The organism is Variovorax monticola, from assembly GCF_051216855.1.
In the GTDB taxonomy this organism is placed as follows: Bacteria; Pseudomonadota; Gammaproteobacteria; order Burkholderiales; family Burkholderiaceae_C; genus Variovorax.
The window spans coordinates 582,467-595,708 of the sequence record NZ_JBPJZP010000001.1 but is presented as its reverse complement, the minus strand read 5'-3'; the positions used below and the strand labels follow the sequence as shown (position 1 = coordinate 595,708).

The following is a 13,242-nucleotide window of genomic DNA, read 5'->3' as shown; positions in this document are numbered from 1 at the left end:
CTCCGATAGGTTGTTCGCCTTGTGCGACATTCTAGTCGCTATGTTCGCGCATGCATGTCGCAGATTGCGAATGGAAACCCGCTGCCACACGCTGCAGCCGTGCGGAAGTACTCAGGGATTGTCCTGATCGCGTCGGGTACGTGGCTTGCAGTTGCTCATGCGGGTCGCCGCATGTCGCGCCACCACCACCCTGCACATGGAGACAAAGACATGGACATGCTCGAACCCGGAAAATTCGGTACCGCCGTGCCGTTCAAGAAGCGCTACGGCAACTTCATCGGCGGCGAATGGGTTGCGCCGGCGGACAACCAGTACTTCGAGAACATCACGCCCGTCACCGGCAAGGTCTTCTGCGAGGTGCCGCGCTCCACCGCGGCCGACATCGACCGCGCGCTGGACGCGGCCCACAAGGCCAAGGGCGCCTGGGGCCGCACCTCGACCACGGACCGCGCCAACATCCTCAACAAGATCGCCGACCGCATGCAGGAGAACCTGGCCTTGCTCGCCGCGGCAGAGACCTGGGACAACGGCAAGCCGATCCGCGAAACCACGGCGGCCGACCTGCCGCTGGCGGTGGACCACTTCCGCTACTTCGCCTCGTGCATCCGCTCGCAGGAAGGCGGCATCAGCGAGATCGACCACGAAACCTTCGCGTACCACTTCCACGAGCCCATCGGCGTGGTCGGCCAGATCATTCCGTGGAACTTTCCGATTTTGATGGCGGTGTGGAAGCTCGCGCCCGCGCTCGCGGCCGGCAATTGCGTGGTGCTCAAGCCCGCGGAGCAGACACCGGTGTCGATCCTGGTGCTGATGGAAATCATCGGCGACCTGCTGCCGCCGGGCGTGCTGAACGTGGTGAACGGCTTCGGCGTGGAGGCGGGCAAGCCGCTGGCATCGAGCAATCGCATCGGCAAGATCGCCTTCACCGGCGAAACCACCACCGGCCGGCTGATCTCGCAGTACGCGAGCCAGAACCTGATTCCGGTCACGCTGGAGCTGGGTGGCAAGTCGCCCAACGTGTTTTTTGCCGACGTGATGGACAAGGACGACGCCTTCTTCGACAAGGCGCTGGAGGGCTTCGCGATGTTCGCGCTGAACCAGGGCGAGGTGTGCACCTGCCCGTCGCGCGCGCTGATCCAGGAATCGATCTACGACCGTTTCATGGAACGTGCACTGAAGCGCGTGGCCGCCATCAAGCAGGGCAGCCCGCTGGACATGGCCACGATGATCGGCGCGCAGGCCTCGAGCGAGCAGCTCGAGAAGATCCTGTCGTACCTCGACATCGGCAGGCAGGAGGGCGCGCAGGTGCTGATCGGCGGCGAGCGCCAGAAGCTCGAAGGCGACCTGGCCGACGGCTACTACGTGAAGCCCACCGTGTTCAAGGGCCACAACAAGATGCGCATCTTCCAGGAAGAGATCTTCGGCCCGGTGGTGTCGGTCACCACCTTCAAGGACGAGGAAGAAGCGCTTTCCATCGCCAACGACACGCTGTACGGGCTGGGCGCCGGTGTATGGAGCCGCGACATGAACCGCGCCTTTCGCATGGGCAAGGGCATCCAGGCGGGCCGCGTGTGGACCAACTGCTACCACCACTACCCGGCGCACGCGGCCTTCGGTGGCTACAAGCAGTCGGGCATCGGGCGCGAGAACCACAAGATGATGCTCGACCACTACCAGCAGACCAAGAACCTGCTGGTGAGCTACAGCGAGAACAAGCTGGGCTTCTTCTGATGACAGGCGATGTCCTGCGCGTCACCGCGACCGATGCCGCGCTCGCGTTGATCGACAGGCTCGCCGCCAGGCACGGCCCGCTGATGTTCCATCAGTCGGGCGGCTGCTGCGACGGCAGCGCGCCCATGTGCTACGGGCGCGACGAGTTCATCGTGGGCGACTACGACAAGCTGCTGGGCCACATCGGCGGCATGCCGTTCTACATCAGCGGGCCGCAGTTCGAGTACTGGCAGCACACGCAACTGATCATCGACGTGGTGCCGGGGCGCGGCGGCATGTTTTCGCTGGAGGGGCCGGAGGGCTTGCGGTTCCTGACGCGCTCACGGCTGTTCACCGATGAGGAGTGGGCGGTGCTGGGCGCTGACGAGACGAAGTAGGGGCGTTGTGCCGTTCAGGGGCGCAGAAGGTGCTGCGCCAACAGTCGCGCCGCAGGCGACAGAACAGCTCCCGTCCTGGTCGCCATCAGCAACCGCCGCGTGGCCCACGCTTCCTTGAGTCGAACGACCTTCAGGTCGAGCGCGGCCACCTGCGCCTTGCAAGCCGCCAGCGGCACCACGCCGATGCCGAGGTTGGCCGCGATCATGTGGCACATCGCGTCGAAGCTGCGCACCTGCACGCGCAGGCGCATCGGTATGCCGGCCTGCTCGGCGGCGCGCGACGTCAGTTCCAGCAATGAACTGCTGCGGTTCAGCCCTACGAACTCGTGCGCGAGGCAGGTCTTGAAGTCGACCTGCTTTGCACGTGTGCGCGCCAGCGGATGTTGCTTTGCGCACAGCACCACCAGCTCGTCGGTCTGGAACGGCGCAACGTCGAGGCCGTAGGCAGGCGTGTTCTCGGCGAACACACCCACGTCGGCCAGGCCGTCGACCAGCGCGCGCACGATGTCGCCGCTCAGTTGCTCCTCGACCTCGACGCGGATGTCGGGGTGCTGCGCGAGAAAGGTCGCCAACGTCGTGGGCAGGAACTCCGTCAGCGCCGACATGTTGGCCCACAGCCGCACATGGCCGCGCGCGCCGCTCGAATAGTCTCCCAACTCGTTGCTGAACTGTTCGAAGCCCTGAAAGAGCCGCATCGCATGCTGCATCGCCACGTGGCCGGCGGGCGTGAGCGCGATGCCTTGCGCGCTGCGCTCGAGCAGCTTCGATCCTGTGGCCGCCTCGAAGTCCGAGAGCCGCCGGCTTGCCGCCGACAGCGCCAGGTGGCACGCCTGCGCGCCCTTGGTGATGCTGCCCGATTGCGCCACCGCGCAGAACAGGCGCAGTGTCACGAAATCGACGCGGGCAGGGTTGATCGGCTTGGGCATCGGCGAATTCTAGAGAGCGGGCAAGTGTCGGCGCCGCCGGACGAGAGGGCCTTCGCGTTTCGCGAAGGCCTGCTGCCGTCAAAGCAATTCCGCGCCGCGCGATCTGTTCCTAGAGTGGGGCCAACCCCACATGGAGACAAACGCAAACATGAATGCCCTCGAAGGCCTGAAGGTGCTGGAGCTCGGCCAGCTCATTGCCGGTCCTTTCGCCGGCAAGACGCTGGCGGAGTTCGGCGCCGATGTGATCAAGGTCGAGCCGGCCGGCGTGGGCGACCCGCTGCGCAAGTGGCGGCTGCTGCGCGACGGCACCTCGGTGTGGTGGGAGGTGCAGTCGCGCAACAAGCGCTCGGTGTGCCTCGACCTGCGCAGCGCGGAGGGGCAGCAGGCCGTGCGTGCGCTGGCGCTCGAGGCCGATGTGCTGATCGAGAACTTCAAGCCCGGCACGCTCGAAGGCTGGGGCCTGGGCTGGGATCAGCTGCATGCATTGAACCCCCGGCTCATCATGCTGCGCATCTCGGGCTACGGGCAGACCGGGCCGTACCGTGACAAGCCCGGCTTCGGCGTGCTCGGCGAGTCGATGGGCGGGCTGCGCTACCTGAGCGGCGAGCCGGGGCGGGTGCCGGTGCGCGTGGGGGTGTCACTGGGCGACACGCTTTCCGCGCTGCACGGCGTGATCGGCGTGCTGACCGCGCTGCACCACCGCACGGCGCACGGCGGCGAAGGGCAGTTCATCGACGTGGCGTTGTACGAGTCGGTGTTCAACGTCACGGAAAGCCTGCTGCCGGAGTACGACGCCTTCGGCGCGGTGCGCGAGCGCGCCGGCAGTGCGCTGCCAGGCATTGCGCCGACCAATGCCTACCGCTGCAACGACGGGCACTACGTGCTGGTGGCCGGCAACGGAGACAGCATTTTTCGTCGGCTGATGCGCGCCATCGATCGCGCGGATCTCGAGAACGACGAAGCGCTGCGGCACAACGACGGCCGCGTGCGGCGCGTGGAAGAAATCGATGCCGCCATCGAGGCATGGACACAGCAGCGCAGCCGCGACGAGGCGCTGGCCGCACTCGATGCGGCCGGCGTGCCCGTCGGGCGCATCTACACCGTGGCCGACATCGCGAGCGATCCGCAGTACCTGTCGCGCGAGATGATCGTGGAGACATCCACCTCCGACGGCGCCACGCTGAAGGTGCCCGGCGTGGTGCCCAAGCTCAGTGCCACGCCGGGCCGCATCGCCCACCCTGCGCCGCGTCTCGGCGAGCACACCGGCGACCTGCAGGGCGTCGGCTGGCCGGCGCGCCGCGGCGAAAGGAGCGTCGCATGAACGCGGGCAACGGCATGCGGCTGCACATCAACGAGGTCGCCACGCGCGACGGCTTCCAGATGGAAAGCCGCTTCATTCCCACCGACGACAAGGTCGCGCTGATCGACCGGCTCGGCGCGCTGGGCTACGCCAAGATCGAGGTCACTTCGTTCACTTCTGCCAAGGCGATTCCTGCGCTGCGCGACAGCGAGGAGGTCATGCAGCGCATCGCGCGCCGCCCCGGCGTGGTCTACACGGCGCTGGTACCGAACGTGCGCGGCGCCGAGCGCGCGCTGGAAAGCCGCATCGACGAGTTCAACATCGTCATGTCGGTGAGCGAGACGCACAACCTGTCGAACCTGCGCATGACGCGTGAGCAGTCCTTCGCGCAACTGGCCGACGTCGTCGCGTTGGCGAAGCAGGCCGCAGTGCCTGTCAACGTGTCGCTGTCCTGTGTTTTCGGCTGCCCGATGGAGGGCGAGGTGCAGCTGGCCACGGTGCAGGGCTGGATCGAGCGTTTCGCGGCGCTTCAGGTGCAGGGCATCACGTTGTGCGACACCACCGGCATGGCGTATCCCACGCAGGTGCAGGCCGTGTGCGAGGCGGTCATCGCTTTGCATCCCGTCATGAACTGGACCGCCCACTTCCACAACACGCGCGGCATGGGCCTCGCGAACACCGTGGCCGCCGTCGGGGCCGGCATTTACCGGCTCGACATGTCGCTGGGCGGCATCGGCGGTTGCCCCTATGCACCCGGTGCCACCGGCAACGTGGCGACGGAAGACGTGGTCCACATGCTGCAGTGCATGGGTTTCGACACCGGCATGGACCTGGACGGCCTGATTGCCGCCGCCGCCGAACTGCAATCGCTCCTCCGGCACGAACTGTCGAGCCAGGTCTCGCGCGCAGGCCACAGGCTCGCGCACCATGCGCCGCCATCGGACTTCAACGACATCGTCGAGCGCGCGCTGGCGCGCGAACAGAAGGAGCTTCTCTCATGATCGACCACCTGGACCATCTCGTGCTCACCACCGCGCATGAGGAGGCGTGCATCCGCTTCTACGTCGATGTGCTCGGCATGTCGCTGGAAAGCTTCGGCGCCGGCCGCAAGGCCTTTCGCTTCGGCCAGCAGAAGATCAACCTGCACTTGAAAGGCCACGAGTTCGAGCCCAAGGCGCAGTTGCCCACGCCGGGTTCGCTGGACCTGTGCTTCATTGCCAGCGTGCCGCTCGACGCGGTCATCGCGCGGCTGAAGGACCGGGGCGTGCCCATCCTCGAGGGCCCGGTGATGCGCACCGGCGCCACCGCGCGCATTCGCTCGGTCTATGTGCGCGACCCCGACCTGAACCTGATCGAGATCTCGGAGCTTGCGCCCTGAAGGGTGCGTGGCCCAGGACAGACAACATAAAACCACCGGAGACAAACCATGACATCCACTCACCGCCTTCTTGTGGCAGGCCTTGCGCTGGCCGCGTCGTGCGCCTTCGCCGACGCCTGGCCTTCGAAACCGATCACCTTCGTCGTGCCCACGGCGCCGGCCGGCTCCACCGACATCATGGCCCGCCTGGTCGGCGAGCCGCTGCAGCGCGCGTTGGGCCAGCCTGTGGTGGTCGACAACAAGCCCGGTGCCAGTGGCAACATCGGCGCCGAGTTCGTGGCGCGCGCCGCGCCCGACGGCTACACGCTGCTGATGCAGTACTCGGGCTACCACGTCGGCAACCCGTCGCTCTATCCGAACATCAAGTGGAGTCCGACGAAAGACTTCGTGCCGGTGGCCATGGTGATGCGCGCGCCGCACGTGGTCGCGGTGAGCGGCAAGCTGCCCGTGAACTCGATGAAGGAGCTCATCGCCTACGGCAAGAAGAAGGAGGGCGGCTTGTTCTACGCCTCGTCGGGCAACGGCTCGATCCAGCACATCGCGGGTGAGTTGCTGGGACGCCAGGCCAGGGAGCCCATGACGCACGTGCCTTACAAGGGATCGGGCCCGGCCATCAACGACCTGATCTCGGGCAACGTCGACATGTTCATCACCACGCCGCCCTCGGTCATCGGCCACTTCACGAGCGGACGCATCAAGGCGCTGGCGTACACCGGCAGCAAGCGGCATCCGTCGATGCCCAACGTGCCGACCTCGGCCGAGGCGGGTTTGCCGGGCTACGAGGTGGAGTCGTGGTTCGCGGTGTTCGCGCCCGCGAAAACGCCGCCTGAAGTGGTGGCAAGGCTCAGCGCGGAGATCAGGAAGATCGTGGAGAGCGAGTCGTTCCGCAAGAAGGTGGACGACCAGGGCGCCTTCGCGACCTACATGGATTCGCCGACGCTAGCTAAGTTCGTCGACCAGGAGCTGGCGGCCTGGTCGAAGGTCATCAAGGCGGCGGACATCAAGCCCGACTGACGACCGCGCCTCGGAGCTGCTACAGCTTGACGTTGATGATCGACAGGATGATGGCCGAGAGCGTGAGCGCCACCGGCAGCTTCTGCACGGCCAGCGCATGCGCACGCGCGGCCGTCACCTGGGTTTGCAGCAGCAGGCTTCTTTCGGAATGAAGGGATGTGGACATTTCAGACTCCTTGGACGATGTGCGGGCGGCTTGCCCGCATGCCTCCAAGATAGGCCTCGATCGGTGTGCCGAAGCGCCCCTTTCGAGGATGCGGCGTTTCCGTTTTGGCAACGATCCGGCGTGAAGCCGGGCGCGCAGGACGAAGAAGGAACCAATTCCGGAGCCAGGCATTCGATAGACCGCTGCGGCTGTGTCCGGGCCGTCCTCGGGCTTCGTCAGCTCGCACTGAAGTCCGAACGGGGCACCGCTCAGCCCGCAATGAGCTTTTGCACCAGCTCCGCCGTCGTCGCCGCCGCGTACTTGCGCATCAGCCGTGCCCGGTGCAACTCCACCGTGCGGTGGCTGATGCCCAGCGCCTTGCCTATTTCCTTGGACGTGAGCCCGCGCATCACCTGGGCGGCCACCTCGCGTTCGCGCGGCGTGAGTTCGGCCTTCACGGCGCGGCGCGAGCCCAGGTCCTCGAAGGTCCAGATGCCGGCTTCGTGCGGCGCCTCGCGGTTCATGGCGTGGCCGGTGACGTGGCACCAGAAAGTTTCGCCGGCCATGGCGCCGTGCGGCCCGCCCAGCCGCTTCATCATGCGGTTGTCGGCGTAGTGCCCGCTGGCGTTCAGGAAGGGCTCCATGCGCTTGCCGATGCGCTCGAATTCGGCCACGCTGGGGTACAGGATGCTGAAAGAATGCCCCACCAGCGCCGGGGGCGTTGCGCCGAAGATTTCGCACACGCGCAGGTTGCAGGCGACGATGGTGCGGTTGCTCGACACCACCATGCCCACGGGCGCGTGGTCGAAAGCCAGCCGATAGTCGATCTCAGGCATCAGGGGTCACCATTACGAAATACTACGTATGCGGGTACGTAGTATGGTTCAAGGCTTTCCCACCCACTCCCATTCATCCATCAAGGAGCCCGAGTGAACAAGATCTATCCCTCCGCCGACGCGGCACTCAAGGGCGTCGTGGCCGACGGGCAGATGCTCGCGGTCGGCGGCTTCGGCCTGTGCGGCATTCCCGAAGCGCTGATCGATGCGCTCAAGGACACCGGCGTGCAGAACCTCACCGTGGTGTCGAACAACGCGGGCGTCGACGGTTTCGGCCTCGGCAAGCTGCTCGAAACGCGCCAGATCAAGAAGATGGTCGCCTCCTACGTGGGCGAGAACAAGGAGTTCGAGCGCCAGTACCTGGCCGGCGAACTCGAGCTCGAATTCACGCCCCAGGGCACGCTGGCCGAGAAGCTGCGCGCCGGCGGCGCGGGCATTCCGGCCTTCTTCACCAAGACCGGCGTGGGCACGCAAGTGGCCGAAGGCAAGGAACTGCGCGAGTTCAACGGCGAAACCTACGTGATGGAGCATTCGCTGGTGCCCGACGTGGCGCTGGTGAAGGCCGACGTGGCCGACAAGTCGGGCAACCTGCGCTTTCGCCTGACGGCGCGCAACTTCAATCCGGCCGCCGCCATGGCCGGCAAGATCTGCATCGTGGAGGTCGAGAAGATCGTCGAAGTGGGCGAGCTGGCCCCCGACGACATCCACCTGCCGGGCATCTACGTGCACCGCATCGTGCTCAACGCCAACCCCGAGAAGCGCATCGAGAAGCGCACCGTGAGCGCCGCAGCACCGGTGGACGCCGACGCTGCCAAGGTCGAGGCCCAGGCCGTGATCGCGCAGGCCGCCGCCACCTCCGACGTGCCCGTACCGACGGTGCCCGCCAACAAGAAAGAAGGAGCCTGATATGAAGTACCCCCACGTTCGGCACTCCGTGTCCTCTCTGCCCCCCAAGGGGGCGCAAGCCTCCCTTGAGGCGGCTCGGCGGGAGGCTTGATATGCCCTGGACCCAAGACCAGATGGCGGCCCGTGCCGCGCAAGAACTCGAAGACGGCTTCTACGTCAACCTGGGCATCGGCATTCCGACGCTGGTGGCCAACCACACCGGCACCAAGGAAGTGTGGCTGCAGAGCGAGAACGGCATGCTCGGCATCGGCCCGTTCCCGACCGAAGACAACGTGGACGCCGACCTGATCAACGCCGGCAAGCAGACCGTGACGACGCTGCCCGGCTCGGCCATCTTCGGCAGCCATGACAGCTTCGCGATGATCCGCGGCGGCAAGATCAACCTGTCGATCCTGGGCGCCATGCAGGTGAGCGCCAAGGGCGACCTCGCCAACTGGATGATTCCCGGCAAGATGGTCAAGGGCATGGGCGGCGCGATGGACCTGGTGGCCGGTGTGAAGCGCGTGATCGTGCTGATGGAACACGTGGCGAAGAAGAAGGACGGCACCGAGGACCTGAAGATTCTCGAGGCCTGCACGCTGCCGCTGACCGGCGTGGGCGTGGTCGACCGAATCATCACCGACCTGGCCGTGCTGGACGTGGTGCCCGAGGGCCTGAAGGTCGTCGAACTGGCGCCCGGCGTCACCTTCGACGCGCTGCAGGCCAAGACCGGCGCCAAGCTGATCCATTAAGGCTGCGAACGCAACGACAACGATGGGCAGGGCCGCGAGAGCGGGCCCTGCCTTTTTGCTTTGAAGCGATGGAAAGATGAAGAAGGAGATGGCAATGGATGCAATGGAAGTTCTGGGCAGCCTCTGGCGGCGGGCGGGCCTGCCACCGGACGCCCTGTCGTACGCGCGGCTTTCGGGCACCGACCCGGTGCTGCCGTCGTCCTTCGCGGTCGGCACCGCCGCGCAGAGCACCATCGCGGCGGCCGCGCTCGCAGCCTGCGAGCTGGGGCACCTGCGCGGTACCGCGCGCCAGCAGGTCCGCGTCGACATGCAGCACGCAGCGCTCGATTGCTGCGGCTGGTTCAGCCTGGACGGCCGCGTGCCCGACCTGTGGGACACCTTCTCGGGGCTGTACCGCTGCGCTGATGGCTGGGTGCGCATTCATGCCAACTTTGCGCACCACCGCGACGGCGCGCTGCGGCTGATGAAGCTGGACCCCGCCGCCTGCACGCGTGCCGATGCCGAGGCGGTGATGTCCACCTGGCGCGCGCATGAATTCGAGGACGCCGCCGCCGCGCAAGGGCTGGTAGCCACCGCGCTGCGTCGCTTCGACGAATGGGACGCCACGCCGCAGGGGCAGGCCGTTGCGGCGCAGCCGCTCTTCACCATCGAACGCATCGGCGACGCGCCGTCGCTCGCACTGCCGCCGCTGCGCGAAGACCAGCGGCCGCTGACCGGCGTGCGCGTGCTCGACCTCACGCGCATCCTCGCGGGCCCCGTGGGCGGCCGTGCGCTCGCGGCGTATGGCGCCGACGTGATGCTCGTCAATTCACCGCACCTGCCGAACATCGAATCCATCGCCGACACCAGCCGCGGCAAGCTGTCGGCGCATGTGGACCTGCGCACCGACGAAGGCCATGCGGCGCTGGGCCGACTTGTCGCCGATGCGCATGTCTTCGTGCAGGGCTACCGGCCCGGTGGCGTCGCATCGCTGGGTTTCGGGCCGGCGGAACTGGCGCGGTTGCGGCCCGGCATCGTGAGCGTGTCTCTCACGGCCTACGGCACGCAGGGGCCGTGGGCCGGCCGGCGCGGGTTCGATTCGCTGGTGCAGACGGCCATGGGCTTCAACCACGCCGAGGGCGAGGCTGCGGGCGACGGCAAGCCCAAGCCGCTGCCCATGCAGATCCTCGACGAGGCCACCGGCTACCTCATCGCCTTCGGTGCCGCCGCCGCGCTGTGGCGCCAGCAACAGGAGGGCGGCAGCTGGCACGTGCAGGTGTCGCTGGCGCAGACCGGGCAGTGGTTGCGCAGCCTGGCGCGCGTACCCGGCGGGCTGTCGACCGCCAGGCCCGACTTGCAGCCCTACGTCGAAACCTCGGACTCCGGCTTCGGCAAGCTGGCCGCGCTGCGCCACGGCGCGCAACTGTCCCGCACGCCCGCCGCATGGCCGCGTCCTTCGATGCCGCCGGGCAGCCATCCGCCCGTGTGGCCGGCTGGTGTGGGGGAGTGAGAAACTGGGCGCATGCCTTATTTCGACATCGACAACCTGCAAGCCGTTTTTCTCGACGACGAGGCGCTGCGCGCGCGCCATCTGCAGCGCAAGCCCTGCGGCCCGTTGAACCTCACGAGCGGGCGCATCGTGGCGTGCGACCCGCTGGTGCAGCCCGAGCGCGCGCCTTTTGCGCGCGAACTGCGGCAACGCGGCGCCTTCCCCGTCGACGTGCTGCACGACAAGGGTGAGCACGCTCTGGCGGTGCTGTGGCTGCGTGAGCGCGGCGGTGTGCGCGCCGCCGACCTGCGCTGGGAGATGGCGCTGCTCGACGGGCAGTCGCTGGAGACGCTCGACACCTTGGGTGAGGGCGAGTTCTACGGCTACCCGGTGGATGCGGGCGTCGGCTGCTTCATGGACACCGATGCCGCCGCCGCCATGGCCGAGCGCGACCAGCGCGAAGCCGCCGACCCCGACTACGTGAGCTACTACGACGATGTGCTCGCCGGCGAGATGGGCGACGCCGACACCGTCGACCACTACCCGCTGGGCGCGGGCTCTGTGAGCAACACGGTGATCTTCCGCTCGGGCTGGGGTGACGGCAGCTACCCCAGCTTTTGGGCGCTCGATGCGGCGGGCGACCCGGTGGCGCTGGTGACCGACTTCATGACCATGACCGGCGGCGACGCGCGCGACGAGAACGACAAGCGCGGCGATGCGTACAAGGCCAGCCTCTCGCCCGGGAAGCTGGCCGCGCTCGAGGCACTGGGTGCGGCGGCGGTGGCCGGCGACGCGGCCGCCATCGGCCCACTGCTTGCCGCTGGCTCGGCGGGCGCGAACGAGATCGTTCCCTCTCTGGGCGAAACCGCCCTCATGAGCGCCATTCGCATGAACCGGCTCGACGCGCTGCGCGTGCTGCTGGGCGGCGTGGCCGGCCTGCCGGTGCCGCCGCAGTTCTACACGGTGGACGAGGAGGAGAGCTACCTGGACTATGCGCGGCGTCTCAAGAAGCCGCGTGTGCCTGGACTGATCGAATTGCTTGAGCAGGCCGAGTCCAAAGTCGCCGAACGGCCGCCGCGGCCCGGCCTCTGGAAGCGCATGTTTTCTTGACCCGTAGGAACGGACGATGAGCAGATACGAAGGAAGGCCGCTGCTGCGGCTGGTGGATTGCCTGGTGCTGGACGCCATCGACCAGCTCGACGACGAGAAGCGCGCCACGCTCGAAGCGCTGGAGCCCCGGCTCGCACAGACGTTCATGGCCAGCGGCACCTGGCAGGAGATGGTCGGCACGCAGATGGGCTTTGCCGACGACGTGCCCGACAAGATCCGCCATTTCTGGCGCCGCTACCTCGACCATGCGGAAAAGCACGACGAGCGTATCGACCCGCAGGCCTTCGTGGTCGACTTCGTGGCGCAGAACTTCCCGGACATCGCGCCGCCGCGGCGCTGAGCTCAGGCGTCGGGCAACAGCAGCGGCCGCTGCGCCTGCGCCGTCTCGCGCAGGAACTCCCAGATGGCCTGCATGCGCCCCAGGTGCTTGGTCTCCGCAGGCATCGACATCCAGAACGTGCGCGTGAAGTTCGCCTGTCCGGGCAGCACCGGCTTCAGCGCGCCGTCTTTCTCCGCAATGAAGGCCGGCAGCACCGCAATGCCGGCACCCGCCGCCACCGCGCTGTGCTGTGCCAGCACGCTGGTGCTGCGCAGCGCGAAGGTGTCGGGGCGGTGCAGTTCGTCGAGGTACTGCAACTCCTTGCTGAAGAGCAGGTCGTCCACGTAGCTGATGAAGGTGTGGCCGCGCAGGTCTTCGCGTGTCTTGACGGGCTTGTGCGCGGCCAGGTACTTCTTCGACGCGTAGAGCCGCAGCGTGTAGTCGCTCAGCTTGGTGACCACCACCGGCCCGCGCGCCGGGCGTTCCAGCGAGATCACGATGTCGGCCTCGCGCCGCGACAGGTGCACCAGGCGCGGCATGGCCAGCAGGTCGATGGTGAGCCTGGGGTGCTGCGCCGCGAACAGCGCCAGCTGCGGTGCAAGCACCACGGTGCCGAAGCCCTCCGTCGCGCCGATGCGCACCAGGCCCGACAGCCCTTCCTGCGAGGCCGGCGCCGTGCTCTCGACCGCCCGGAAGGCGCTTTCCATCGCCTCGACCTGCGGCTGCAGCCGGCGGCCCGCTTCGGTGAGCCGGTGGCCGCCCGATTCGCGCGAGAACAGCGGCGCGCCCACCTCTTTCTCTAGCGCCTGGATGCGGCGCGCGACCGTGGTGTGGTCGACCTCGAGCCGGCGTGCCGCGCTCATCAGCGTGCCCGAGCGGGCGAGTTCCAGGAAGTAGCGCAGGTTGTCCCAGTCCATGTGCCTTCGTCTCTCCAGTTGCTTGCCGTTGGGGCTCTGCATTTTTGCAAAGCACCCGCGCATATTTGTCTATTGTCATGGCAA

Annotated in this window: 15 protein-coding genes; 11 read left to right on the top strand and 4 right to left on the bottom strand. The window is 67.2% G+C overall.

The window, feature by feature from the left end:
* Positions 1–210 precede the first annotated feature (210 nt).
* Both adh and ACSFA5_RS02660 read left to right on the top strand, forming a co-directional pair.
* Positions 211–1,731: an aldehyde dehydrogenase gene (gene adh, locus ACSFA5_RS02665; RefSeq protein WP_435442455.1), complete on the top strand. Its 1,521-nt coding sequence runs from the start codon at positions 211–213 to the stop codon at positions 1,729–1,731.
* Entirely contained in the window at positions 1,731–2,108 is a 378-nt protein-coding gene (locus tag ACSFA5_RS02660; RefSeq protein WP_435442454.1) for a DUF779 domain-containing protein, read from the top strand. Before adh ends, ACSFA5_RS02660 begins: the two co-directional genes overlap by 1 nt.
* A gap of 14 nt (positions 2,109–2,122) precedes the next feature.
* On the opposite strand, the gene ACSFA5_RS02655 is transcribed toward ACSFA5_RS02660, so the two are convergent.
* The gene (locus ACSFA5_RS02655; protein WP_435442453.1) at positions 2,123–3,034 is read right to left on the bottom strand and encodes a LysR family transcriptional regulator; all 912 of its coding nucleotides are present in this window, start codon (positions 3,032–3,034) and stop codon (positions 2,123–2,125) included.
* A gap of 148 nt (positions 3,035–3,182) precedes the next feature.
* Here ACSFA5_RS02655 and ACSFA5_RS02650 point away from each other — a divergent pair, with 148 nt between their 5' ends.
* The 4 genes from ACSFA5_RS02650 to ACSFA5_RS02635 are packed head-to-tail and all read left to right on the top strand — an operon-like array spanning position 3,183 to position 6,726.
* Positions 3,183–4,355: a CaiB/BaiF CoA transferase family protein gene (locus ACSFA5_RS02650; protein WP_435442452.1), complete on the top strand. Its 1,173-nt coding sequence runs from the start codon at positions 3,183–3,185 to the stop codon at positions 4,353–4,355.
* Positions 4,352–5,335, top strand: a complete 984-nt coding sequence (locus ACSFA5_RS02645) for a hydroxymethylglutaryl-CoA lyase (protein ID WP_435442451.1) — start codon at positions 4,352–4,354, stop codon at positions 5,333–5,335. Before ACSFA5_RS02650 ends, ACSFA5_RS02645 begins: the two co-directional genes overlap by 4 nt.
* A complete protein-coding gene (locus tag ACSFA5_RS02640) occupies positions 5,332–5,712 on the top strand; it encodes a VOC family protein (protein WP_435442450.1) in 381 nt (126 codons plus the stop codon). The genes ACSFA5_RS02645 and ACSFA5_RS02640 overlap by 4 nt, the downstream gene beginning before the upstream one ends.
* 48 nt (positions 5,713–5,760) lie before the next feature.
* The gene (locus ACSFA5_RS02635; RefSeq protein WP_435442449.1) at positions 5,761–6,726 is read left to right on the top strand and encodes a Bug family tripartite tricarboxylate transporter substrate binding protein; all 966 of its coding nucleotides are present in this window, start codon (positions 5,761–5,763) and stop codon (positions 6,724–6,726) included.
* Positions 6,727–6,745: 19 nt separating this feature from the next.
* Here ACSFA5_RS02635 and ACSFA5_RS02630 read toward each other — a convergent pair whose 3' ends face one another.
* Entirely contained in the window at positions 6,746–6,892 is a 147-nt protein-coding gene (locus ACSFA5_RS02630; RefSeq protein WP_435442448.1) for a hypothetical protein, read from the bottom strand.
* A 248-nt stretch (positions 6,893–7,140) separates the two neighbouring features.
* Positions 7,141–7,707: a LuxR C-terminal-related transcriptional regulator gene (locus ACSFA5_RS02625; protein ID WP_435442447.1), complete on the bottom strand. Its 567-nt coding sequence runs from the start codon at positions 7,705–7,707 to the stop codon at positions 7,141–7,143.
* A 93-nt stretch (positions 7,708–7,800) separates the two neighbouring features.
* On the opposite strand from ACSFA5_RS02625, the gene ACSFA5_RS02620 reads away from it, so the two are divergent.
* The 5 genes from ACSFA5_RS02620 (at position 7,801) to ACSFA5_RS02600 (ending at position 12,262) form a co-directional block, all read left to right on the top strand.
* Complete coding sequence (locus tag ACSFA5_RS02620; protein ID WP_435442446.1) at positions 7,801–8,613, top strand: CoA transferase subunit A; 813 nt, start codon at positions 7,801–7,803, stop codon at positions 8,611–8,613.
* Positions 8,614–8,705: 92 nt separating this feature from the next.
* Positions 8,706–9,344, top strand: coding sequence for a 3-oxoacid CoA-transferase subunit B (locus ACSFA5_RS02615; RefSeq protein WP_435442445.1), 639 nt, complete (start codon positions 8,706–8,708; stop codon positions 9,342–9,344).
* 94 nt (positions 9,345–9,438) lie between these two features.
* The gene (locus tag ACSFA5_RS02610; protein WP_435442444.1) at positions 9,439–10,833 is read left to right on the top strand and encodes a CoA transferase; all 1,395 of its coding nucleotides are present in this window, start codon (positions 9,439–9,441) and stop codon (positions 10,831–10,833) included.
* A gap of 12 nt (positions 10,834–10,845) precedes the next feature.
* Positions 10,846–11,922 carry a DUF4241 domain-containing protein gene (locus ACSFA5_RS02605; RefSeq protein WP_435442443.1) on the top strand — a complete coding sequence of 359 codons (1,077 nt, stop codon included), beginning with the start codon at positions 10,846–10,848 and terminating at the stop codon, positions 11,920–11,922.
* Between the two features lie 16 nt (positions 11,923–11,938).
* Positions 11,939–12,262, top strand: coding sequence for a hypothetical protein (locus ACSFA5_RS02600; protein ID WP_435442442.1), 324 nt, complete (start codon positions 11,939–11,941; stop codon positions 12,260–12,262).
* 2 nt (positions 12,263–12,264) lie between these two features.
* Here the strand turns inward: ACSFA5_RS02600 and ACSFA5_RS02595 are convergent, their stop codons facing one another.
* Complete coding sequence (locus ACSFA5_RS02595) at positions 12,265–13,158, bottom strand: LysR family transcriptional regulator (RefSeq protein ID WP_435442441.1); 894 nt, start codon at positions 13,156–13,158, stop codon at positions 12,265–12,267.
* Between the last annotated feature and the right edge of the window lie 84 nt (positions 13,159–13,242).

Excerpts from the sequence above, each read along its gene's own strand:
- adh (WP_435442455.1), top strand. The coding sequence starts at position 211 with ATGGACATGCTCGAACCCGGAAAATTCGGTACCGCCGTGCCGTTCAAG.
- ACSFA5_RS02660 (WP_435442454.1), top strand. The coding sequence starts at position 1,731 with ATGACAGGCGATGTCCTGCGCGTCACCGCGACCGATGCCGCGCTCGCG.
- ACSFA5_RS02655 (WP_435442453.1), bottom strand. The coding sequence starts at position 3,034 with ATGCCCAAGCCGATCAACCCTGCCCGCGTCGATTTCGTGACACTGCGC.
- ACSFA5_RS02650 (WP_435442452.1), top strand. The coding sequence starts at position 3,183 with ATGAATGCCCTCGAAGGCCTGAAGGTGCTGGAGCTCGGCCAGCTCATT.
- ACSFA5_RS02645 (WP_435442451.1), top strand. The coding sequence starts at position 4,352 with ATGAACGCGGGCAACGGCATGCGGCTGCACATCAACGAGGTCGCCACG.
- ACSFA5_RS02640 (WP_435442450.1), top strand. The coding sequence starts at position 5,332 with ATGATCGACCACCTGGACCATCTCGTGCTCACCACCGCGCATGAGGAG.
- ACSFA5_RS02635 (WP_435442449.1), top strand. The coding sequence starts at position 5,761 with ATGACATCCACTCACCGCCTTCTTGTGGCAGGCCTTGCGCTGGCCGCG.
- ACSFA5_RS02630 (WP_435442448.1), bottom strand. The coding sequence starts at position 6,892 with ATGTCCACATCCCTTCATTCCGAAAGAAGCCTGCTGCTGCAAACCCAG.
- ACSFA5_RS02625 (WP_435442447.1), bottom strand. The coding sequence starts at position 7,707 with ATGCCTGAGATCGACTATCGGCTGGCTTTCGACCACGCGCCCGTGGGC.
- ACSFA5_RS02615 (WP_435442445.1), top strand. The coding sequence starts at position 8,706 with ATGCCCTGGACCCAAGACCAGATGGCGGCCCGTGCCGCGCAAGAACTC.
- ACSFA5_RS02610 (WP_435442444.1), top strand. The coding sequence starts at position 9,439 with ATGGATGCAATGGAAGTTCTGGGCAGCCTCTGGCGGCGGGCGGGCCTG.
- ACSFA5_RS02605 (WP_435442443.1), top strand. The coding sequence starts at position 10,846 with ATGCCTTATTTCGACATCGACAACCTGCAAGCCGTTTTTCTCGACGAC.
- ACSFA5_RS02600 (WP_435442442.1), top strand. The coding sequence starts at position 11,939 with ATGAGCAGATACGAAGGAAGGCCGCTGCTGCGGCTGGTGGATTGCCTG.
- ACSFA5_RS02595 (WP_435442441.1), bottom strand. The coding sequence starts at position 13,158 with ATGGACTGGGACAACCTGCGCTACTTCCTGGAACTCGCCCGCTCGGGC.